This is a genomic window from Pseudomonas sp. REB1044 (assembly GCF_038813925.1).
Taxonomy (GTDB): Bacteria; Pseudomonadota; Gammaproteobacteria; order Pseudomonadales; family Pseudomonadaceae; genus Aquipseudomonas; species Aquipseudomonas boreofloridensis.
Window position 1 is genome coordinate 2,917,564 of record NZ_CP046139.1, and the last position, 20,861, is coordinate 2,938,424.

The 20,861-nt window shown below is 65.8% G+C and carries 20 protein-coding genes and 1 pseudogene; 14 read left to right on the top strand and 7 right to left on the bottom strand.

Going from position 1 to position 20,861, the window contains the following annotated elements; translation table 11 throughout:
* Positions 1-191: 191 nt before the first annotated feature.
* The 8 genes from GKC70_RS13260 to GKC70_RS13295 all read left to right on the top strand — a co-directional run bounded on the left by GKC70_RS13260 (position 192) and on the right by GKC70_RS13295 (position 7,834).
* Positions 192-455 (top strand): hypothetical protein, encoded by a 264-nt coding sequence (locus GKC70_RS13260; protein WP_342648908.1) that lies wholly within the window; start codon positions 192-194, stop codon positions 453-455.
* A gap of 126 nt (positions 456-581) precedes the next feature.
* Entirely contained in the window at positions 582-1,301 is a 720-nt protein-coding gene (locus GKC70_RS13265; protein WP_317871558.1) for a TorF family putative porin, read from the top strand.
* Between the two features lie 221 nt (positions 1,302-1,522).
* Positions 1,523-1,990: a (2Fe-2S)-binding protein gene (locus tag GKC70_RS13270; RefSeq protein WP_039577293.1), complete on the top strand. Its 468-nt coding sequence runs from the start codon at positions 1,523-1,525 to the stop codon at positions 1,988-1,990.
* Positions 1,990-4,239: a molybdopterin cofactor-binding domain-containing protein gene (locus tag GKC70_RS13275; RefSeq protein ID WP_342648909.1), complete on the top strand. Its 2,250-nt coding sequence runs from the start codon at positions 1,990-1,992 to the stop codon at positions 4,237-4,239. Before GKC70_RS13270 ends, GKC70_RS13275 begins: the two co-directional genes overlap by 1 nt.
* A 13-nt stretch (positions 4,240-4,252) precedes the next feature.
* Positions 4,253-5,593, top strand: a complete 1,341-nt coding sequence (locus GKC70_RS13280; protein ID WP_342648910.1) for a cytochrome c — start codon at positions 4,253-4,255, stop codon at positions 5,591-5,593.
* A gap of 53 nt (positions 5,594-5,646) precedes the next feature.
* Positions 5,647-6,669 (top strand): XdhC family protein, encoded by a 1,023-nt coding sequence (locus GKC70_RS13285; RefSeq protein WP_342648911.1) that lies wholly within the window; start codon positions 5,647-5,649, stop codon positions 6,667-6,669.
* Entirely contained in the window at positions 6,666-7,256 is a 591-nt protein-coding gene (locus tag GKC70_RS13290; RefSeq protein ID WP_342648912.1) for a nucleotidyltransferase family protein, read from the top strand. The genes GKC70_RS13285 and GKC70_RS13290 overlap by 4 nt, the downstream gene beginning before the upstream one ends.
* Before the next feature lie 77 nt (positions 7,257-7,333).
* Positions 7,334-7,834 (top strand): GNAT family N-acetyltransferase, encoded by a 501-nt coding sequence (locus GKC70_RS13295; RefSeq protein ID WP_304484384.1) that lies wholly within the window; start codon positions 7,334-7,336, stop codon positions 7,832-7,834.
* 38 nt (positions 7,835-7,872) lie between these two features.
* Here the strand turns inward: GKC70_RS13295 and GKC70_RS13300 are convergent, their stop codons facing one another.
* From GKC70_RS13300 to GKC70_RS13325, 6 genes are all read right to left on the bottom strand, one after another.
* Positions 7,873-9,063: a multidrug effflux MFS transporter gene (locus GKC70_RS13300; protein WP_342648913.1), complete on the bottom strand. Its 1,191-nt coding sequence runs from the start codon at positions 9,061-9,063 to the stop codon at positions 7,873-7,875.
* 45 nt (positions 9,064-9,108) lie between these two features.
* Positions 9,109-9,708, bottom strand: coding sequence for a thermostable hemolysin (locus tag GKC70_RS13305; RefSeq protein WP_052192019.1), 600 nt, complete (start codon positions 9,706-9,708; stop codon positions 9,109-9,111).
* Between the two features lie 15 nt (positions 9,709-9,723).
* Positions 9,724-11,208 (bottom strand): AMP-binding protein, encoded by a 1,485-nt coding sequence (locus tag GKC70_RS13310; RefSeq protein ID WP_342648914.1) that lies wholly within the window; start codon positions 11,206-11,208, stop codon positions 9,724-9,726.
* On the bottom strand, positions 11,205-12,137 hold the full coding sequence (locus tag GKC70_RS13315) for a TauD/TfdA family dioxygenase (RefSeq protein ID WP_052192017.1): 933 nt from the start codon (positions 12,135-12,137) through the stop codon (positions 11,205-11,207). Before GKC70_RS13315 ends, GKC70_RS13310 begins: the two co-directional genes overlap by 4 nt.
* 240 nt (positions 12,138-12,377) lie before the next feature.
* Positions 12,378-13,316 carry a LysR family transcriptional regulator gene (locus GKC70_RS13320; RefSeq protein WP_116888067.1) on the bottom strand — a complete coding sequence of 313 codons (939 nt, stop codon included), beginning with the start codon at positions 13,314-13,316 and terminating at the stop codon, positions 12,378-12,380.
* Between the two features lie 25 nt (positions 13,317-13,341).
* On the bottom strand, positions 13,342-13,848 hold the full coding sequence (locus GKC70_RS13325) for a MarR family transcriptional regulator (protein WP_029614061.1): 507 nt from the start codon (positions 13,846-13,848) through the stop codon (positions 13,342-13,344).
* A gap of 120 nt (positions 13,849-13,968) precedes the next feature.
* Here GKC70_RS13325 and GKC70_RS13330 point away from each other — a divergent pair, with 120 nt between their 5' ends.
* From GKC70_RS13330 to GKC70_RS13340, 3 genes and pseudogenes are all read left to right on the top strand, one after another.
* Positions 13,969-14,295: a hypothetical protein gene (locus tag GKC70_RS13330; RefSeq protein ID WP_342648915.1), complete on the top strand. Its 327-nt coding sequence runs from the start codon at positions 13,969-13,971 to the stop codon at positions 14,293-14,295.
* A 1-nt stretch (position 14,296) separates the two neighbouring features.
* A complete protein-coding gene (locus tag GKC70_RS13335) occupies positions 14,297-15,463 on the top strand; it encodes an MFS transporter (RefSeq protein ID WP_342648916.1) in 1,167 nt (388 codons plus the stop codon).
* Between the two features lie 298 nt (positions 15,464-15,761).
* Positions 15,762-17,173, top strand: a pseudogene (locus GKC70_RS13340) (cytosine permease).
* Between the two features lie 49 nt (positions 17,174-17,222).
* Here the strand turns inward: GKC70_RS13340 and GKC70_RS13345 are convergent.
* On the bottom strand, positions 17,223-17,516 hold the full coding sequence (locus GKC70_RS13345) for a DUF1330 domain-containing protein (RefSeq protein ID WP_342648917.1): 294 nt from the start codon (positions 17,514-17,516) through the stop codon (positions 17,223-17,225).
* Between the two features lie 76 nt (positions 17,517-17,592).
* On the opposite strand from GKC70_RS13345, the gene ribBA reads away from it, so the two are divergent.
* From ribBA to GKC70_RS13360, 3 genes are all read left to right on the top strand, one after another.
* Positions 17,593-18,714 carry a bifunctional 3,4-dihydroxy-2-butanone-4-phosphate synthase/GTP cyclohydrolase II gene (ribBA, locus tag GKC70_RS13350; protein WP_342648918.1) on the top strand — a complete coding sequence of 374 codons (1,122 nt, stop codon included), beginning with the start codon at positions 17,593-17,595 and terminating at the stop codon, positions 18,712-18,714.
* Positions 18,715-18,921: 207 nt separating this feature from the next.
* Complete coding sequence (locus GKC70_RS13355) at positions 18,922-19,947, top strand: ABC transporter substrate-binding protein (protein ID WP_039577262.1); 1,026 nt, start codon at positions 18,922-18,924, stop codon at positions 19,945-19,947.
* On the top strand, positions 19,944-20,855 hold the full coding sequence (locus GKC70_RS13360; protein WP_342648919.1) for an ABC transporter permease: 912 nt from the start codon (positions 19,944-19,946) through the stop codon (positions 20,853-20,855). The genes GKC70_RS13355 and GKC70_RS13360 overlap by 4 nt, the downstream gene beginning before the upstream one ends.
* Positions 20,856-20,861: the final 6 nt, after the last annotated feature.

Genomic DNA, 20,861 nt, shown 5'->3' on the forward strand with positions numbered 1-20,861 from the left:
CTGCCCGATCAAGGGCATCCCTTCAGCAACAGGAGATCCATCATGATCGGCAAACGCATTCACGCAGGTCTCTTCGTCCTGTGCCTGGCCGCAGGCACACCCTTCGCCATGGCCGCCACGGACATGAATGACCAGCGCACGCCGGGCCAACAGACCCCCGGTATGGGCACCCAGCAAGGGGCGCCAGCGGCATGGGCACGCCGGGCGAAAGCATGGGCTCGGGCAGCGGCAGCACCCGCGAAAACGGTACCCACGGCACCGGCGGCGATGGCACCGCAACCGGTAGCATGGGCAATGGCTCGGGCACCACCGGCAATGGCTCGGGCAGCATGGGCAACGGTTCCGGCAGCATGGGCAATGGCTCAGGTTCCACGGGCAATGGCGGCGGCATGGGTGGCGGCACAGGCTCCGGTGGTAGCGGCGCTGGCGGTGGTGGAGCTGGCGGCGGCAGCTAAGGTCGCGCCGCCCCAGGGTCGATACGCGCGCTATCGGCCCAGCGCTCAGCGACAAGCGAGGTTTTCTCAACAGCGTTGTGGTTGTATCCTCTGGGGCTCTGACACGGCACTTCCAGGACAGCGCGCATGACCAGGCCCCTCCTGTTGCTGAGCGCGACGCTGCTTTTCAGCGCCCCTCTCGCGGCCCAGCAGATCCAACGACAACTGGGCGATTTCGACTTCAAGCTTGGCACCACGCCCTCGCGCAGCATGGCCCAGGGGCTGATCTCACCCAGCGCGTCCGGCGCCTTTCATGGCGGCCTGGACCTCACCCACCGCAGCGGCTGGTACGTCGGCCAGTACGCCCCGAGCATGGGCCTGAGCGCGGCCTCGACCTTCAAGCTCGACAGCTACCTGGGCTACAAGCAGCGTTTCACCGACAGCCTCGGCTATGAAGCGGGCCTGATCCGCTACAGCTATCCCACGCTCTCGCGCCCCGACAGCCACGCGCTGTACGGCGGCCTGTCCCTGCTCGGCACGCGCTTGGGCGGCGCGCTGAACGACAACCCGAGCAATCGCACCGGCACCCTGTTCGCCGATTTCGGCCACGTGCCGCTGATCCAGGCAAGCGTCACCCTCAAGGTGGCGCACCATCGCCTGGGCACGCCATACACCATTGGCGACGGTAGCCAGGTCGACAGCTTCAATGACTGGTCGTTGCAACTGTCGCGGCCCTGGTTGGGCGTGGACCTCGACCTGATCTACAGCAACTCCGACCTCAGTGGCGGCGGCTGCGGGGCGTACTCGGGCATGAATACCTTCTGCGACGGCATGGTCACGCTCAAGGCCCAGCGCAGCTTCTTCTGAACGTTTCGCCCGCGCATGCCTAGCGCAATCCACCTGAATGCTTGCCTGATCCTCTGAACTTACTGACCGATGGATAGGAAACATCCCTGCCACGGTCTAGAGTTTTCAGGTCAGGAATCCGCCTCGCTACCCAGCATAGGTCATCCTGCCAGTGCCGCGCCTCGCTGCGCCGTGCTGCCTATAACGACGACACAAGAACCGATGATCAGCGGGTGAACGCCATGGAACTACGCATCAACCAGAAGACCTACCAGGTCGACGCCGACGACGACACGCCCCTGCTGTGGGTGATCCGCGACGACCTCGGCCTGACCGGCACCAAGTACGGCTGCGGCCTGGCGCAGTGCGGCGCCTGCTCGGTGCTGGTGGACGGCAATGTGGTGCGCGCCTGCGTCACCCCGGTGGCCGGCGTGGTCGGCCGTGAAGTCACCACCATCGAAGCGATCGAAGCCGACCCAGTCGGCCAGCGCGTGGTCGCCACTTGGGTCGACCAGCAGGTGGCGCAGTGTGGCTACTGCCAGTCCGGCCAGGTGATGGCCGCTACGGCGCTGCTCAAGCACACACCGGCGCCCAGCGACGAGCAGATCAGCGCGGCGATGGTCAACCTGTGCCGCTGCGGTACCTACAATGCGATCCATGCCGCCGTGCATGCGCTCGCCACCCAGCCCGCCGGGAAGGAGAGCGCCTGATGAACGCCCTGTTCGAACGTCCCCTGGCCCTGCCTGACCTGCCGCTGGATCGTCCACTGAACCTGTCGCGCCGACGCTTCCTGGCCGGCAGCGCCATCGGCGCACTGGTGCTCGGCTTCGGCCTGCCGCTGGGCTCGGCGCGGGTTCAGGCGGCAACGGCCGCCGCCGATCAACGCGGCACCCAGGTGCCGGCGTTCCTGGAACTGCGCCCCGACGGCAGCGTGCGCCTGCTGTGCCCGTTCATGGAGGGCGGCCAAGGCACCCATACCGCCATGGCGCAGATCGTCGGTGAAGAACTCGACCTGGACCCTGCCCGCTTCGTGGTCCAGAGCGCGCCGCCCGGCGAAGCCTACGTGGTCATGGAAAACGGCATGCGCATCACCGGCGGCAGCATGTCGGTGCGCATGAGCTACCCGACCATGCGCCGCCTCGGTGCCCTGGCCCGCGCCATGCTGCTGCAGGCGGCGGCCGAGAAACTGAAGGTGCCGGTCGGCGAGCTCACCACCGAGCCGGGCAAAGTGCTGCATGCCGCCTCGGGGCGCTCGCTGGACTATGGCGAACTGGCCAGCGGTGCCCTGGACCTGCCCGTGCCGGACCCGAGCACCCTCAAGCTGCGCGACCCCAGCCAGTTCCGCTGGATCGGCAAACCCGTGCGGCGTCTGGATGCCTATGACAAGTCCACCGGCAAGGCGCAGTACTGCATCGACATCGCCGTCGACGACATGCTCCACGCCGCTGTGCAACACGCCCCGCGCCTGGGCATGAGTGTCGGCAGGCTGCGCAACGAGGCACAGGTCAAAGCCATGAAAGGCGTGCACTCGGTGCATGTACTGCCCGGCGCCGTGGCCGTGGTGGCCGAGCGTTGGTGGCACGCCAAGCGGGGCGCCGAAGCCGTGCAAGTGGACTGGCAAGAACCTGGCGCCGACGTGAAGGTGCGTGCGATGCCGGCCGACTTCTCCAGTGACGCCTGGCGCGATCATCTGGCCGCGCAGACCGGCCCGTTACGCGACGACGAGCATGAAGGCGATGTGGCCGAGGCGCTCAAGGGCGCCAAGACCCAGGTAGAAGCCACCTACCACAATCAATACCTCAACCACGCCCAGCTCGAGCCGCCGTCAGCCCTGGCCCGCTTCAATGCCGACGGCTCGCTGGAGGTATGGCTGCCGAACCAGGCGCCGGACATGTTCCGCGACGACATCGCCCAGCGCACCGGCCTGGCCAAGGAGCAGATCATTCTGCACTCGCCGCTGTTGGGCGGGTTCTTCGGTCGCCACTTCCTCTACGAATCGGCCAACCCTTATCCCCAAGCCATTGCCCTGGCCAAGGCGGTCGGCCGTCCAGTGAAGCTGATCTGGACCCGGGAAGAAGAATTCCTGCGTGACGTGCTGCGTCCAGTGGCGGCGGTGAAATTCCGCGCTGGACTCGACGACAAAGGCCTGCCAGTGGCCATCGAAGCGGTCAGTGCCACCGAAGGCCCGACCGAAGCCCTGGCCGGCAAGCAGGGTGAAAAGATCGATCCGACCGCGCTGGAAGGGCTGTCGGGCAAAGCCTACGCCATCGCCAACAAACGCATCGCGCAGATCTACGTCAAAGGCCCGGCCATGCTCGGCTACTGGCGCTCGGTGGGCAACTCGCTGAACGACTTCTTCTACGAGTCGTTCCTCGACGAGTTGGCCGACAAAGGCGGCCAGGATCCCTTCGAGTTGCGCCTGCACCTGCTGCGCGACAATGCACGCCTGACCACCCTGCTCAAGGCCGTGGGCGAGCTGTCCGGCGGCTGGAAGCCGGGCCCCTTCACCGCTGAGGACGGCTCCCGACGCGCCCGAGGCGTGGCCATGGCCTCGCCGTTCGGCTCGGAGGCGGCAGTGATCGCCGAGGTGTCGCTGGAGAACGGCCAGGTCAAAGTGCATGACATCTGGCAGGCGATCGACCCAGGCAGCATCGTCAACCCGTCGATCATCGAGCATCAGGTCAACGGCGCCGTGGCCCTGGGCCTGTCGCAGACGCTTGTGGAGGAAGCGGTGTACGTCAATGGTCTGCCGCGCGCGCGCAACTACGATCTGTACCCGATCCTGGCGCCGTCGCGCATGGCCCGGGTGCATGTGCGCATCGTCGAGAGCGGCGCGAAGATGGGCGGCATCGGCGAGCCGCCGTTGCCGGCCGTGGCGCCTGCAGTGGCCAACGCCGTCGCGCGGCTGACCGGCCAGCGCGTGCGCAGCCTGCCCCTGAGCCGACATACCTTCGCCTGACACGGAAGCCGCCATGAACAACCGATTGTCCACCACCCTCCGCTGGTTGGCGCTGCCGTGCCTGGTCGCTGCCGGTTTCACCGCCTGGTACGTCAACCGCGAGATCGCCTCACCGTTCGAGCAGCAGGCGGCCGAGCAGGATCGCGCCTTGGTCAACCGCGGCGAGTACGTCGCGCGCCTGAGCGACTGCGTGGCCTGCCATAGCTTGCCTGGCCAGGCGCCGTTCGCCGGCGGGCTGGAAATGGCCACCCCACTGGGCGCGATCCATGCCACCAACATCACCCCCGACCGTGACAGCGGTATCGGCGCCTATAGCCTGGCCGACTTCGACCGCGCCGTCCGCCATGGCGTCGCACCCGGTGGGCGGCGGCTGTACCCGGCCATGCCCTACCCGTCTTATGCCAAGCTCAGCGATGAAGACGTGCGCGCGCTGTACGCCTTCTTCATGCAAGGTGTGCAGCCGGTCCAGCAGGCCAATATCCCCAGCGACATTCCCTGGCCACTGAACATGCGCTGGCCGATCGCCCTGTGGAACGGGCTGTTCGCGGCCGACATGCCGTACGCGCAGAAGGCTACCGAAGACCCGCTGTGGAACCGGGGCGCCTACATCGTCCAGGGTCCAGGGCACTGCGGCAGTTGTCATACGCCGCGGGGCTTGGCGTTCAACGAAAAGGCGCTCGACGAGTCTGGCAAGGCGTTTCTCGCCGGTGCCCTGCTCGACGGCTGGTATGCGCCGAGCCTGCGCCAAGACCCCAACACCGGGTTGGGCCGCTGGAGCGAGGCGGACATGGTGCAGTTCCTCAAGACCGGGCGTAACCAGCACGCGGTGGTCTACGGCTCGATGACCGAGGCCTTCAACAACTCCACGCAGTTCATGAGCGACGACGACCTGGGCGCCATCGCCCGCTACCTCAAGTCGCTGCCGGGCGACCCTGCGCGCGACGGCACGCCCTGGCAGTACCAGGCGGTGTCGGCGGCCAGCGAGCTGGACAAGCCCGGCGCGCACAGCTATGTCACCCGCTGTGCGTCGTGCCACGGCCTTCAAGGCCAGGGCCAGGCCGAATGGATTCCGCCGCTGGCCGGCGCCAGCTCGATGCTGGCCAAGGAGAACGCTTCGGCGATCAACATCACCTTGAACGGCTCGCAGCGCATCGTCGCGGCCGGGGTGCCGGACGCCTACCGCATGCCGGCGCTGCGTCAGCAGATGAGCGACGAGGAAATCGCCCAGGTGCTGAGCTACGTGCGCAGCGCCTGGGGGAACCACGGCGGTGCCGTCGATGCCAAAGACGTTGCCAAGCTGCGTGAGCACACTGACCCGGCCAGCAGCAGCCCGATCGTGCTGCACATGCGCTGAAACTCACCCGCTGCGCCAGATGCAGCGGGTCTCGAATCGCCCAAGGAGTGCCCATGGAAAGTATCGACCTGCTGGTGCTGCGCACGGCGCGGGACTGGCTGCAGGCCGGCCACCGCGTGCTGTTGGCCACGGTTGCCCACACCTGGGGTTCCTCGCCGCGCCCGGTGGGCTCGATGATGGCCCTGCGCGCCGACGGCCGGGTGGTTGGCAGCGTCTCCGGTGGCTGCATCGAGGACGACCTGATCCATCGATACACCGACGCCTACGGCGGCCCTGGCTTGCCCGACAGCCCGCCGCAGCAGGTGCGCTATGGCGTCAGCGCCGACGAAGCGCACCGCTTCGGCCTGCCCTGTGGCGGCACGCTGGAACTGATCCTGGAATTCTCGCCCTGCTGGCAGTCGTTGTCCCACCTGCTCGAGCAGCTCGACAGCGGTCACCTGGTGCGCCGCCAAGTGGCCCTGCATGACGGAGAAGCGACGTTGCTGGTCACCGCCACGCCCGAGCAGTTCAACTGCGATGGCCAGTACCTGGTCAACACCCTCGGTCCCGGGTATCGCCTGCTGTTGATCGGTGCCGGCGCGCTGGCCGAATACCTGGCGACCATGGCCCTGTTCAACGGTTTTCGCGTATCGGTGTGCGACCCACGCCCGGAGTACATCGCCGGCTGGAACGTGGCCGGGGTGGACTGCCGGGTGGGCATGCCCGACGACGTGGTGCGCGACTTCGCCGCCGACCTGCGCACCTGCATCGTCGCCGTTAGCCACGACCCCAAGCTCGATGACCTGGCCCTGCTCGAAGCCCTTCAGGGCCCGGCATTCTACATCGGCGCCATCGGTTCGCGGCGCAACAGCCAGCAGCGTCGGGCACGTCTGATCGAGCATTTCGAGCAGACCCCGGCAAGCCTCGCCCGCCTGCGCGGGCCCATCGGAATCTACATCGGCAGCAAGACCCCTGCGGAAATCGCCGTGAGCGTGATGGCCGAAATCCTCGCGGCAAAGAATGGTGTGGAATTGCCGGGGGCGGTCAGCGTGACCAAGGCCAAGCAGGCCCAGGAACTGGCGCAGCCGGCAGCATGAGTCGAACCCACCACCGTACGCGCTGCGCCGCGCTGGTACTGGCGGCCGGACAAGGGTCGCGGTTCGGCAGCGACAAGCGCCAGGCGCGGCTAGATGACACGCACACTGTCCTGCAGGCGACGCTGGCGCGGGTGCTGGAAAGCTTCGACAGGGTTTACGTGGTGCTGCGCCCCGGTGACGACCCGTCCACGCTCGGCATCGGGAGTCGGGTACGCACCGTGCACGCCGAACACGCGCTCGACGGCATGGGCGCCAGCCTTGCCGCCGGCATCGACGCCATGGCGGCCAGCGATGCTCACGCCGTCGCCGTGTTGCTCGGCGACATGCCATGGATTGCAGCGGCAACGCTGACGACACTGGCCTGCCAGGCCGATCAGCAGTCGATTGTGCTGCCGTGTTATCGAGGCCGACGCGGCCATCCGGTGATCTTCGGCCGACGCTTCTGGCCCGCACTGGCGCGCCTGGACGGCGACCACGGTGGGCGCGCGCTCATCGAGGCCAATCCTCACGCCTGCCAGGTGATCGAGGTCGACGATCCCGGCATCCTGCACGACATCGATACCCCAGGCGACCTTCAGCGCCATTGAAGGCTTGTCATCACCCTTTGCGGCGCCCCCGCGCACAGGTACCCTAGCGGCCTTGCCCACGACCTGGAGCTGCGCCGGTGACCGATACCCAGACCGTCTACTACCTGGAGATGACTTCCCCTGACCAGTTGCGCGCCAAGCCAGCACGCGACGATCTGAACGTGGTCGAGTGCGAAATCGTACAGCCGGCGTTCAATCGCTTTCTCTACCAACTGGTGGGTAGCGACTGGTCGTGGACCGACCTGGATCACTGGACAGACGAACAATGGCAGGCCGAGATCGGTCAGGCGTGCCACCGTACCTGGGTGGCCTACCACCGCGGGGCCATCGCCGGGTATTACGAGCTGCAACGGCCTGATGGCGAGAACGTCGAAATTCGCTATTTCGGCCTGGCGCCGCAGTTCCTCGACCGAGGCTTCGGTGGCCCCCTGTTGAGCCAGGCCCTGCGCGACGCCTGGAGCTGGCCGGGCACTCGACGCGTCTGGCTGCACACCTGCAGCCTCGACCACCCGGCCGCCCTGGCCAACTACCAGGCACGCGGCATGCGCCTGTACAAGCAGGAAGTGGAACCGGTCTAGTCGGTCGATCGCGCCCTGCACGCGCAGGGCGCGCAGCCTTACGCCAGCGACGCCTGCCGGGCCACCCGCGCGCCGACCATCCCCGACAGCGACACCAGCAGCAGCACACCGAACACCCCGGCGATCGCCAGGTTGCTTTCCACGTCCAGGCCACTGACGCTGGCCGAGGCCAGCGAGCCGAACACCAGCATCAAACAACCCTGCAGGCTCGCCGCCACCCCGGCGCGGTCGGGAAACAGCGCCATCGAGCGGGCCATGGCGTTGGAGAAGATAAAGCCCTGGCCAAAGGCGATGAGCATGATGCCACCGAGCAGCGGCATCAGGCTCAAGGTCTGGGGCGCGGCGGTGATGCACAGTACGCCGCCGAGGAACAGCGCCAGCCCGCTCCACATCAGTGTGTCCGGCGACAGCCTGCGAATCAGCGCGCGATTGACCAAGGTGCCGGTCAGGTAGCAGCAGCCCACGCCCAGCGCCGTACTGCCGAAGTAGTGGGCATCGTGGCCGAGCACGTCCTGCACGATGTGCGGGCCGAACACATTCCACAGCAGGAACGCGGAAAAGCTCGAGCCCAGCACCACGACGGCGGCGCGAAAGCCTCGGTCGGCCAGAATCACCCGGTAGCCGCCCAGCGTCTGCAACGGACGGCGTCGCGACTCGACGGGCAGCGACTCCTTGAGCCCGGCGACCACGAACGTCAGTATCAGCAGCGCATAGGCGGCGTAGAGCACGAAGTTGTATCGCCAGCCGAAGTGTACTTCGATCAAGCCGCCGATATAGGGCGCGATCACCGGGCCCAGGCCAAAGGCCAGGCTCAGGTAGATGATCGCCACATAGAATCGCGGCCCCTTGACCACGTCCACCAGCACCGCGCGCGCCACCACCTGGCAGGCGCCAATGGCGAAGCCTTGCAGGGCGCGGGCCAACAGCAGCATCTCGATGGAGGTGGCGGCGGTCGCCAGCAGGCTGCCGACCAGGAACACCCCAAGCCCGAGCAGCACCGCCGGGCGTCGGCCCCGGGCGTCGGCCATGATGCCGAAGAACAACTGCCCCAGCGCATAGAACAGCAAGGTGATGGTGATGGTGTTTTGCATCAGCGCCGGGCCTGCGCCCAATTCGCGACCGATGGACGGCAGGCTCGGCGCGTACAGGTCGATGGCGATGCCGCCGAGGCTGTTGACCAGCGGGGCCAGGAACACGATGAAGTTTTCGTAACGCTTGGTGGCGTGCATAAGCTCTCCGACAGACCGGGCACTCCAGCCCGGTCTGCTCATGGGTCAGACAGACGCCGTTGGGGCGTGCTGCGGTGAGGGTGAAAGCAGGGTCGGCGCTTTCAGCCAGGCACTGGGCGAGGACAGGCGCGAAGCCAATACTCGCGGTGCCTGCTGGTAGTAGCGGCCCCAGTTGACGGCGGGATCCTTGACCCGCCGGGGATCGGCCGCGCCCAGGTCGTCGAGGTTATCGACGATGGGCGCCAGCAGTTGGCGCACCTGCGGCGTGGCAGTCAGCACCACCAGGCCGAAATTGCGCAAGGCCAGGGTGCGGATGACGTTGTCCAGCAAGTACTTGCCGGCACCGCTGCCGCTCTGGAACGAGGCGAACGCGCCGATTTCGGCGATACGCCCGCGGTCCAGCGCGTAGCGCTGATCCAGCGGCGTATCCAGGTAGTACTCGCTGAACAGCTTGCCGGAATCGCCGTAGCTGATGCCGGCGCAGGCATAGCCCGGCGCACCGCCACTGGAGCCGGTCAGGCAGACGAACAGGTCCGGCTGCGGCTCAGGCGTGGCGTCGTAGTGCTTGAGGTAGTGGGCGCGCACCGCCTCCTGCAGGCAACGGTAGCCGGGACGTCCCTTGTAGAAATTGCGCACGATGTACATGGCTGACGTCCTGTCCTAGGTGTACAAACGGTCGATGAAGTGCGCTTCGATCTCGGCCCGGCGTGGGCGACCGGTCACGGTGTAGAAGCGCTCACGGAACGTGGCGATGTCGTCGATCACACGCAGCCGCCTGACCCGCGCGAAATCAGCCAGGCGTGGCTCCAGGCGAGTCATCTCGTTCCGTACGGCCGCCTCGTCGGCAGTGCTCAGCACCAGCGCGCACGGCTCGTCACGGCCCTCGCCCATGACGATCATGTCGTCGATCAGCGGGCTCTCCTTGTAGACGTTCTCCACCCATTCCGGCGAAATGTTGCGCGCCGTCGAGAGGATGATCACGTGCTTCTTGCGCCCGGTGATGTACAGGAAGCCCTCGCGCAACTCGGCGATGTCGCCGGTGTGCAAGTAGCCGTCGGACAGGTCGCAGGCGGTGTCGTCGGCGTTGTAGTAGCCGGCGCACAGGGTCGGGGTCTTCACCAGCAACTCGCCATCGACCAGTTTCGGCTCGATGCCGTCGAGCAGCGTGCCGGCCGAGCCGATGCGGCGTTGGGCGGGAGAATTGAGCGAGATGATCGACGAGTTTTCGCTCAGGCCGTAGGCCTCGAACACCTGCACCCCGTGCGCGTCCAAGGCGTGCAACACACTGACAGGCATCTTCGCGCCGCCGGTGATGATGTGTGGCGCACCCGGACCGAACAGTTGCTCGACGCTGGCGCCCTGCTCCAGCAACAGATTGGCCTCCTCCAGCAACTTGGGCGGCAGGTACAGGAAGTTGGGCCGGTTCGGTGCGATCAACTCCAGATAGTGACGGGCATTGCCGCTGGCCGCACCGTACTCGGCCAACCCTTCGGGCATCAGGGTCAGGCTGCCGCCGGAAAGCAGTGGGATGAACACCCCCAGCACCTGTTCGATCAGCAGGCTCATGGGCACGATGGAAAAGTAATGCAGCGGCTGCGGCGGCAGGCGCTTGAACACGTTGTCCACCAGCAGACCGACCGCTTCGTCGCGGATCATCACGCCCTTGGGCCGCGAGGTGGTGCCGGAGGTATGAATCACCGAGACGATGCCGGCGGGCAGCAACTCGTCGTTCTGCGTCCAGGGTTCACCCGGCCCCTGCGCCATCAACTGACGGGGAATGAAGCTGGGTTTTTCCGGCAGGATGCGTTGCAGGCGCCCGGCAGTGCCCTGGTCGCTGACGAATACCGCCGCTGCTTTGCCGAGCAAGCTGCCGATCTGGTCGTCGGAGAACTCGATTGGCACCGGCAACAGCACACCACCAACTTTCTGGATCGCCAGCAGGGTGTAGACCCACTCATAGCTCGAGCGCATGGCGATACCGAAGACCTTGCGCTGGCAGTCGCCAACCCGCGCTTGCAGGGCATCGGCCAAGCGCTGCACGTCGTCGCGCAGGCCGTGCAGGGTGTAGCTGCGCCCGTGCATTTCGCGGATCGCCACGCGATCTGGGGTGCTGGCCAGGTAGCGTTGCATCATCTGGCTGATCATTGCTCGGCTCCTGCCAGACGGTAGCTCTGGGCGCCGAAGATGCGCCGGGCAAGATCGTCCAGACGGCGACGGCCATGCATGACCCGGGTATTGTCGACGACCATGATGTCGCCCTTTTTCCAGAAGTGACTGTAGGTGTTGCGGGCAGTCACTTCCTTGATTTCGTCCCAGATCTCCAGTGCGATGGCCTCGCCGTCAGCCCAGGTGATGCGTGGCGGCTCGTAGTTGACGCTGGGGCCGAGCATGGAGTTGCAGAACGCCTGACGGCCACTGAACGCGCTGGTTTCCACGGCGCTGATGATCAGTTGCGAGGCGATCAGGTTCTGGTCGATGCGCCGATAGGTCTGGCCGGCCACCTGCTGGTTGACCTGCTCCAGGTGCTCGTCGGTGATGCTCTCCAGCGGCAGTTGCAACTCGATGCTGAGGAACCGTCGCACGTTGTGCCAGGGAATGCGCCGGGCGTAGCGGATGGGCTGGGTCTGGAAGCGCTTGCGGGTAGTCGGCGACAGGTCGAACAGCACCCGCTCGCCGTCGCACAGCGTGGTTTCGGAGCCCACTGCGGCCGCCTCCAGGCAGTAGAACCACTGCAGGTCCGGGTTGAACGGCAGGTTGCCGTTCTCCCGGTGCAGACCCATTTCGTGAACGCCGGCGTCGATTTCGGCGGTATTGGTCGTGGCCGCCTGGCGTGCTGGATCGAAGGTCACGCGCGAGGAATGGGCACTGACGAAGTCGTTGAAGTGCTCGAGCGAATCGGCGAAATCGCGGTAGATCACCGCGCCGCTGTGGGCCAGATCCTCATAGAGGTCCGCCGTGCTCATCGAGTCGAAGACGCGCAGTCCCGGTTCGACGGCATGAATGCACTCGAAGCCGTAGCACGGGGTGGGCTGACGGTAGAAGGGTAGGATTCTCGGTTGTGTATAGGCCAGCATCTGACATCTTCCTTGGGAAATGGATTACAGACAGGCGAGCAATCCGCCGCCTGACCAGACCAAGGTAGGGGAAATGCCGGGTGGGCTGGTTTCAAGAAACCGAAAGCCCTGATCAAAAATTAAAACCCTCTGCGCAACAGGGAACGTGCCTGCGCCGACGGTGGTCGGGGCGCACGACGAGGAGTTGTTCATTTTCGGTTCACTCATCCTGAGCACCTGTAGTCCTTGTTCGTCAGCGCCTCAACTGGCGCGAAGCAACTCGCTCGCCACATCCTGGATAAGGGTGCGCAGACTGGCGACGTCGCCGCTGAGGCTGCGGTCGCGCGACCAGATCATGTCCACCGTGAACACCGGAAAGCCCATCGGCGGCTGGCATTGCATCACCCCCTCGGGGATACGCAGGTGCGCGAGCAGACGCGCCGGCAGCGACACGGTGGCGGGCACCGCCGCGAGTATGTTGACGCAGGCCTGGTAGCCATTGGCGCGCACCAGCACGTTGCGGGTGCGACCGATCTTCTCCAGCCAGCCATCGACCATGTTTTTTTCCGAGATCCACGGCGTGGGAAAAACGTGCGCCGATTGACAGAATTCGTCCAGGCTCATGACCCCCGGCTGAGCCAGGCCCCGCTCGCTGGTCAAGCAGACGAATCCGTCACTGAGCACCGGCTGCCATTGCAGTTCCGGATGCAACTGGTGGTAGCTGGGGCCAAAGCCGATGGCCAGGTCGATATCACCGGCGATCAGCCGATCCACCGGCAGGTCGCGACTCAGCCGCTCCAGGTGCAGCGAGGTGTTGGCGTGGCTGCGCGACAGGCTGGCCAAGGCCTGTGGCAGAAAGGCCAACTCGAAGTACTCCGGCGCGCACAGACGCCAGATCCGTGGCATGGCCACCCCATCGGCGGACGCATCGGCTTCGGCGCAGCGGTTGACCGATTCGATCACCACGCGCAGGTACGGGGCGATCTTTTCTGCCTTGGCCGTGGGCTGCAGCAAGCCTTGCGACGAGGCGAACAGGGTGTCGTCGAAGCATCCGCGCAGGCGCTTGAGGCAGTAGCTCACGGTCGGTTGGCTGACATTCATCAGTTCGGCCGTGCGCTTGGCGCTGCGGTGTTCCAGCAGGTTGAGAAACACCACGATGTCCTGCAGGTCGAGCTGCTTCAGGTAATTGCTGTGCAGCACGCACAGGTCTCCTCGCCAATGGGATTCATGGGATGGGTTCGCCATCTTCGGGCAGCGCCGCCAGCATGCGCTTGAGCATGCGTGCCAACGCCTCGCGCTCCTCCGGCGCCAGGGAAGAGAGAAACTGGTTCTGCAGCGCGGTATGGCTGCCGACAGCCTGCTCGATGCTGTGCAGGCCCTGGGCGGTGAGCGCCACCTTGTAGCTGCGCTTGTCGGCGGCGTCATGGAGTTGTTCGATCATGCCGGCGTCCTTGAGCCGGTTGAGGCGGTTGGTCATCGCCCCAGAGGTGATCAGCAGCGAGTTGTACAGTTCGGTCGGCGTGAGTTGATAGGGCGCACCGGCACGGCGCAGCGTCGCCATTACATCGAACTCACCCTCCTTGAAACCGTATTGCTCCAGCACCGCGCCGCGCCGGCGCTCCAGGTGCTTCTGCAGGCGCGCCATGCGCCCGAACACCTCCATGGACGAGGCGTCCACCGAGGGCATCGCCTGCGCCCACTGCGCGACGACGAAATCGACATGATCTTTCATTGCGTCACCGTTCGTTCACCCTGAACTGTATGAGCCATATCCCTGCCATCACCTGGCGCTTCCCAAGTATCTTAACGTTAAGCTATCTTGATATGCACGAGTTATGAACCGGGAGAGGACATGGCGTTCTTCGAACACGACCGAAATCGCGATCGCGACATTCACGCCAGGTCCGGCGTCACTGCGCGATTGCCGCGCGACCGGGGCACTACCGACCGGCCTGGGCGCAATGCGCTGGCGGTGCCGCTGAGCCTGGGGCGCCGCGCAATCGTACCCGACCTGCGCGTCGACAGCGCGCCGATCGCCTCGAAATACGCTCGGCCACTCTTCCGGGACAGTGCCCACGTACACCTCAATACCCTTGTAGGTCACCCTCATGTCTTCAACGTTTCCCATGCCCCGGCAGTCCACCGGGCACGTTCTGGTTTCCTGCAGGAGTTGCACTGAAATGGGCGATACCCCTTCCAAAGCCTGCGTGGTGGTCCTGGCGCTGCTGGTGGGCATCAACCTGCGGCCGATCATGGCCGCGATCGGACCGTTGCTCGATGTGCTGCAGGCCGACCTGGGCCTGAGCAACCTGCAGGGCGGCCTGCTGACCACGCTGCCGGTGATGATGATGGGCCTGTTCGCCCTCGCCGGCCCGTGGCTGCAACGCCGGGTCGGCGAGGTCAGGGGCGTGGCCATGGGCATGACCCTGATCGCGGCCGCCTGCGCGGTGCGCACCTATGTCGAGTCGTCCGCCGCGCTGATCGCCAGCGCCGCTGTGGGCGGGATTGGCATCGCCGTGATCCAGTCGCTGATGCCGGCCTACATCAAGCGCAATCATCCGCACAGCGCCGGTATGCTCATGGGCTTGTTCACCACGGGCATCATGGCCGGGGCGGCGCTGGCCGCAGCCCTGGCCGCACCCAGCGCCGGCATGCTGGGCTGGAACCTGACCCTGGGTTATGCCGCGTTGCCGGCGATGATCGCCTTGATCGCCTGGCTGCTGGCGGCCGGCCATGTACACGGCCAGGCGTCGGCCGCTGCACTGCCCTGGCGCAGCGGCCGTGCCTGGTTGCTGTTGGTGTTCTTCGGAATCGGCACCGGGGCCTACACGCTGGTGCTGGCCTGGCTGCCACCGTTCTTCGTCGAGCTGGGCTGGCCGGCGAGAAGCGCCGGTTATCTGCTGGGCGCGCTGACCATCACCGAGGTCATCGCCGGGCTGTTGGTGTCGGCGCTGATCCACCGCTATCCGGATCGCCGACGGCCTTTGGCACTGGTGATCCTGCTGCTGATCGGCGGCCTGCTGTGCCTGATGACCGCGCCGCTGACACTGTACCTACTGGCCGTGCTGTGCCTGGGGCTGGGCATCGGCGCACTGTTCCCACTGTCGCTGATCGTAACCCTCGACCGCGCCCGCTCGCCGGCCGAAGCCGGATCGCTGCTGGCCTTCGTGCAAGGCGGCGGCTACCTCATCGCCGCGAGCATGCCCGTGGTGGCCGGGGTAGTACGCGACCAACTCAGCTCCTTGCATTGGGCCTGGGCAGTGATGGCGATAGGTGCCGGGCTGCTGCTGGTCCTGAGCACCTGGCTACGCCCTGTGAGCCCTGAGCGCACCCTGGCACACGCCTGACGCCGAGCGATCAGGGCCACTCGCGGTCCTGATCGCCTGGCACTGAAATCGCTCACCTGGGCACCCGCGCGGTGCATAGCGTGGAGCCAACCCCGCGACAGCGCCCTCTCCTACACGCTCGCCACGTCGAATCCTGCCCCATTTGGGAACGTAGTTTTTTTAACGTTCGTAAGCACAAATTTACTAATTTCTCCTTCCCCCTCCGCGCTCCATGATCGCTTCCAACAAGAACGCGCCGCCTTCTGCCGGCGCGCATCCGGGCACCCGTGAAGTGCCCATCCTTGCCTTGGAGTCCCTCATGACCAGCGCAGCGCCTGCGGCCCCCCTCATCGAAAAACACACGATCGGATACGTGCCCCCGAAGACCGCCATGGAAAGGTCAAGGACCTGTTCACCCTGTGGTTCGGCGGCAACATCGCGCCGCTGCCCATCGTCACCGGCGCCCTGGGCGTGCAGTTGTTCCACCTGAACCTGGTGTGGGGCATCGTCGCCATTCTGGTCGGTCACCTGCTCGGCGGCGTGCTGATGGCGCTGCACTCGGCGCAAGGCCCGCAAATGGGCATTCCGCAGATGATCCAGAGCCGCGCCCAGTTCGGCAGCCTTGGCGCATTGCTGGTGGTGGTGATCGCCGGGGTGATGTACATCGGTTTCTTCGCCTCCAACATCGTGCTGGCGGGCAAGTCGCTGCACGGCGTGGTCGACAGTGTGCCGGTGCCGGTGGGGATCGTCATCGGCGCGCTGGGCTCGGGCATCATCGGCATCATCGGCTACCGCTTCATCCACGTGCTCAATCGCATCGGCACCTGGGTGTTGGGCGCGGGCATCGGGATCGGCTTCGTCTACATCTTCACCCATGTGCAGAGCGATGACTTCCTCACCCGCGGCGGCTTCAACCTCTCCGGCTGGCTGGCTACCGTGTCGCTGGCAGCGCTGTGGCAGATCGCCTTCGCGCCCTATGTGTCGGACTACTCGCGCTACCTGCCGGCCGATGTGAAAGTGTCCTCGACCTTCTGGACCACCTACCTGGGCTCGGTCTTGGGCTCGAGCCTGTCGTTCATCTTTGGGGCCGTGGCGGTGCTGGCGATTCCCGCAGGCATGGACACCATGGACGCGGTCAAGCTGGCCACCGGCACCCTCGGTCCACTGATGCTGGTGCTGTTCCTGCTCAGCGTAATCAGCCACAACGCCCTCAACCTGTATGGTGCGGTGCTGTCGATCATCACCCTGGTGCAGACCTTCGCCTACCGCTGGATCCCCACTGCCCGCGCGCGCGCCGTGCTGTCGCTGATGGTGCTGGCGGCGTGCAGCGTGGCGGCGGTGTTCGCCTCCTCGGACTTCATCGGCCACTTCGTCGACATGGTCCTGGTGCTGCTGGTGGTACTGGTGCCGTGGACGGCGATCAACCTGATCGACTTCTACGCGATCCACAAAGGCCAATACGACATCCAGTCGATCTTCCAGGTCGATGGCGGCCGCTATGGGCGCTACAACCCGCAGGCGCTGATTGCCTACACCATTGGCATCCTGGTGCAGATCCCGTTCATGAACACGCCGCTGTACGTCGGCCCGGTCTCGGCGCACATCGACGGCGCCGACCTGTCCTGGCTGGTCGGGCTGGCGGTGACCACACCGCTGTACGCGTGGCTGGCGAGCCGCGACAGTGCCTACCGCCGCCGCCAACGTGGCACCGAGCTCGCCACAGGACACTGAGACTGACCCGCAGCCATCGCGCCTGCTTGGCAGGCGCATCCACCGAAGACTACGGCTCGAACCCTTCCACGATGATGACCTCGGCCATGGCCGCGCCGTGCCGATGCTGGCAGGCGTCCTGATAGAGATCCGACCGATAGCAGGCCAACGCCTGCTCGTACGAATCGAACTCGATCACCACGCTGCGTTGAGGCGTGGTCCTTCCCTCCAACGCCTCGCTCTGCCCCCCTCGGGCCAGAAAACGCCCGCCGTAAGCCGCGAACGCCGCAGGCGCGCGCTGGGTGTACTGCTGATACTGCTGCGGGTCGGTGACCTCTACGTGGGCGATCCAATAGGCCTTCATCCAGCGCGCTCCTCTTCGGGTGGTTTATGTATTATGGTATACCACAATACTCCACCGATCATCGCGAGCGTGCAACATGGCCTTCAACCGCATCGAAGAACTTCTCGAAGACTACCGCCAGGGCAAGATGGTCCTGCTGGTGGACGATGAAGACCGGGAAAACGAAGGCGACCTGCTGATCGCCGCCGAATGCTGCAACGCCCAGGTGATCAACTTCATGGCGCGCGAAGCACGCGGGCTGATCTGCCTGACCCTCACCGACGAGCACTGCCAACGCCTGGGCCTGGAGCAGATGGTGCCCAGCAACGCCAGCGCCTTTGGCACGGCGTTCACGGTGTCGATCGAGGCGGCCAGCGGCGTCACCACCGGCATCTCCGCCGCCGACCGGGCGCGCACCGTGGCCGCCGCCATGGCCGCCGATGCACGCCCTGAAGACCTGGTGCAGCCCGGTCATATCTTTCCCCTGCGGGCCCGCGAGGGCGGTGTGCTGACCCGCGCTGGCCACACCGAAGCCGGCTGCGACCTGGCGCGCCTGGCCGGCTTCGCCCCGGCCTCGGTGATCGTCGAAGTGCTCAACGACGACGGCAGCATGGCGCGGCGCCCGGACCTGGAGCGCTTCGCCGCCCAGCACGGCATCAAGATCGGCACCATCGCCGACCTGATCCACTACCGCCTGAGCACCGAGCAGACCGTCAAACGCATCGGCGAACGCGAACTGCCGACCGTGCATGGCACCTTCCGCCTGGTCACCTTCGAGGACCGCATCGAAGGCGGCGTGCACATGGCCATGGTCATGGGCCAGATTCACCGCGAGCAACCGACCCTGGTGCGTGTGCATGTCATCGATCCCCTGCGCGACCTGGTCGGCGCCGAGTATGCCGGCCCTGCCAACTGGACCTTGTGGGCGGCGTTGCAACGGGTGGCCGCCGAAGGCAGCGGTGTGGTGGTGGTGCTGGCCAATCACGAATCGTCCCAGGCCCTGCTCGAACGGGTGCCGCACCTCATCCAGGTGCCGCGGCCGTACCAGCGTGGGCAAACCAAGGTGTACTCGGAGGTCGGCACCGGGGCGCAGATCCTGCAGGACCTGGGCGTGGGCAAGCTGCGCCATCTGGGGCCGCCGCTCAAATATGCCGGGCTGGCCGGGTATGAACTGGAAGTCGTGGAGAGCGTGCCATTCGAGCCCACTATGCTCGCGTGAGAGGGTGACGCAGTGATGGCCGGTCGCCAACTCCCTCTTGCGAAAACTTTGGAATACCATAATATGATATCCCGTAGACCTTAATGCTACCGGCCGTGCCTACACTCACACCACGGCCAGATTCCACTCGAAATAGCGGCTCCCGAATACAATGGGCGGGCGCGACACAGCCCCGCCTCGAATAACAAAAGTCACGAGGGCGTAACCATGCTGTTGAGTAAACGCGTCACCGCAGTGCTGTCCGCCAGCCTGCTGTCCCTGGCCTGCCAGACCACCCAGGCCGCCGACAGCCTGAACTTCGTCAGTTGGGGCGGGACCACCCAGGACGCCCAGAAACAGGCATGGGCCGACCCCTTCAGCAAGAGCAGCAACATCAAGGTCGTGCAGGACGGCCCCACCGACTACGGCAAGCTCAAGGCCATGGTCGAAAGCGGCAACGTGCAGTGGGACGTGGTCGATGTGGAAGCGGATTTCGCCTTGCGCGCCGCCAGCGAAGGCCTGCTCGAACCGCTGGACTTCAACACCCTCCAGCGCGACAAGATCGACCCGCGCTTCGTCTCCGACCACGGCGTCGGTTCGTTCTTCTTCTCCTTCGTGCTCGGCTACAACGAAGGCAAGCTCGGCGCCAACAAGCCGGTGGACTGGAGCGCGCTGTTCGACACCCAGACCTATCCAGGCAAACGCGCCCTGTACAAGTGGCCAAGCCCCGGCGTGCTGGAGCTGGCCCTGCTGGCCGATGGCGTCCCGGCCGACAAGCTCTACCCGCTCGATCTGGACCGCGCCTTCAAGAAGCTCGACACCATCAAGAAAGACATCGTCTGGTGGGGCGGCGGTGCCCAGTCACAGCAACTGCTGGCCTCCGGCGAAGCGACCCTGGGGCAGTTCTGGAATGGCCGGCTCTATGCCCTGCAGCAAGACGGCGCGCCGGTGGGCGTGAGCTGGAAACAGAACCTGGTCATGGCCGACTTCCTGGTCATTCCCAAAGGCGCCAAGAACAAGGACGCGGCCATGAAGTTCCTGGCCAACGCCAGCAGTGCCAAAGGCCAGGCCGACTTCGCCAACGCCACCGCCTACGCCCCGGTCAACCTCGACAGCATCCAGCGCCTGGACCCGCAACTGGCACCTAACCTGCCGACCGCCCACGCCCAGGATCAGGTGACGCTCGACTTCGCCTACTGGGCCAAGAACGGCCAGGCCATCGCCGCGCGCTGGAACGAGTGGCTGGTCAAATGAAAGTCGCCATCAATGCCCTGCACAACGCCCAAGGTGCCGACGCCGGCACCCCGCGGGCGGCCTTGCGCCGCGTGCCCCTGAGCCAGCGCTGGCGGGGCAGCGGCAACCTGCTGCCGGCGCTGCTGTTCCTCGGCCTGTTTTTCTTCGTGCCGCTGATCGGCCTGCTGCTACGCGGCGTGCTGGAGCCGGTGCCGGGGCTGGGCAACTACGAACAACTGTTCGCCAACTCCGCCTACGCACGGGTGCTGTTCAACACCTTCTCAGTGGCCGGCCTGGTGACGTTGATCAGCGTGCTGCTGGGCTTTCCGCTGGCCTGGGCGATCACCCTGGTGCCGCGTGGCTGGGGTCGCTGGCTGCTGAACATCGTGCTGCTGTCGATGTGGACCAGCCTGCTGGCGCGCACCTACTCCTGGCTGGTGCTGCTGCAGGGCTCGGGGGTGGTCAACAAGCTGCTGATGGCCCTGGGTATCATCGACGCCCCGCTGGAGATGGTGCACAACCTCACCGGCGTGGTGATCGGCATGAGCTACATCATGATCCCGTTCATCGTCCTGCCCTTGCAGGCGACCATGCAGGCCTTGGACCCGATGGTGCTGCAGGCCGGTTCGATCTGCGGCGCCAGCCCCTGGACCAACTTCTGGCGGGTGTTCATTCCGCTGTGCCGCTCGGGGCTGTTCTCCGGTGCGCTGATGGTGTTCGTGATGTCGCTCGGTTACTACGTCACCCCGGCCCTGCTGGGCGGTGCGCAGAACATGATGCTGCCTGAGTTCATCATCCAGCAGGTGCAGTCGTTCCTGAACTGGGGCCTGGCCAGCGCCGCGGCGGCACTGCTGGTGGCCATCACCCTGGTGCTCTTCTACCTGTACCTGAAGCTGCAGCCGGAATCCCCGGTCGGCAATGCGAGGTAATCCGTC

Coding starts and splice junctions, on each gene's coding strand:
- GKC70_RS13260 (WP_342648908.1), top strand. CDS start 192: ATGGGCACGCCGGGCGAAAGCATGGGCTCGGGCAGCGGCAGCACCCGC.
- GKC70_RS13265 (WP_317871558.1), top strand. CDS start 582: ATGACCAGGCCCCTCCTGTTGCTGAGCGCGACGCTGCTTTTCAGCGCC.
- GKC70_RS13270 (WP_039577293.1), top strand. CDS start 1,523: ATGGAACTACGCATCAACCAGAAGACCTACCAGGTCGACGCCGACGAC.
- GKC70_RS13275 (WP_342648909.1), top strand. CDS start 1,990: ATGAACGCCCTGTTCGAACGTCCCCTGGCCCTGCCTGACCTGCCGCTG.
- GKC70_RS13280 (WP_342648910.1), top strand. CDS start 4,253: ATGAACAACCGATTGTCCACCACCCTCCGCTGGTTGGCGCTGCCGTGC.
- GKC70_RS13285 (WP_342648911.1), top strand. CDS start 5,647: ATGGAAAGTATCGACCTGCTGGTGCTGCGCACGGCGCGGGACTGGCTG.
- GKC70_RS13290 (WP_342648912.1), top strand. CDS start 6,666: ATGAGTCGAACCCACCACCGTACGCGCTGCGCCGCGCTGGTACTGGCG.
- GKC70_RS13300 (WP_342648913.1), bottom strand. CDS start 9,063: ATGCACGCCACCAAGCGTTACGAAAACTTCATCGTGTTCCTGGCCCCG.
- GKC70_RS13305 (WP_052192019.1), bottom strand. CDS start 9,708: ATGTACATCGTGCGCAATTTCTACAAGGGACGTCCCGGCTACCGTTGC.
- GKC70_RS13310 (WP_342648914.1), bottom strand. CDS start 11,208: ATGATCAGCCAGATGATGCAACGCTACCTGGCCAGCACCCCAGATCGC.
- GKC70_RS13315 (WP_052192017.1), bottom strand. CDS start 12,137: ATGCTGGCCTATACACAACCGAGAATCCTACCCTTCTACCGTCAGCCC.
- GKC70_RS13325 (WP_029614061.1), bottom strand. CDS start 13,848: ATGAAAGATCATGTCGATTTCGTCGTCGCGCAGTGGGCGCAGGCGATG.
- GKC70_RS13330 (WP_342648915.1), top strand. CDS start 13,969: ATGGCGTTCTTCGAACACGACCGAAATCGCGATCGCGACATTCACGCC.
- GKC70_RS13335 (WP_342648916.1), top strand. CDS start 14,297: ATGGGCGATACCCCTTCCAAAGCCTGCGTGGTGGTCCTGGCGCTGCTG.
- GKC70_RS13345 (WP_342648917.1), bottom strand. CDS start 17,516: ATGAAGGCCTATTGGATCGCCCACGTAGAGGTCACCGACCCGCAGCAG.
- ribBA (WP_342648918.1), top strand. CDS start 17,593: ATGGCCTTCAACCGCATCGAAGAACTTCTCGAAGACTACCGCCAGGGC.
- GKC70_RS13355 (WP_039577262.1), top strand. CDS start 18,922: ATGCTGTTGAGTAAACGCGTCACCGCAGTGCTGTCCGCCAGCCTGCTG.
- GKC70_RS13360 (WP_342648919.1), top strand. CDS start 19,944: ATGAAAGTCGCCATCAATGCCCTGCACAACGCCCAAGGTGCCGACGCC.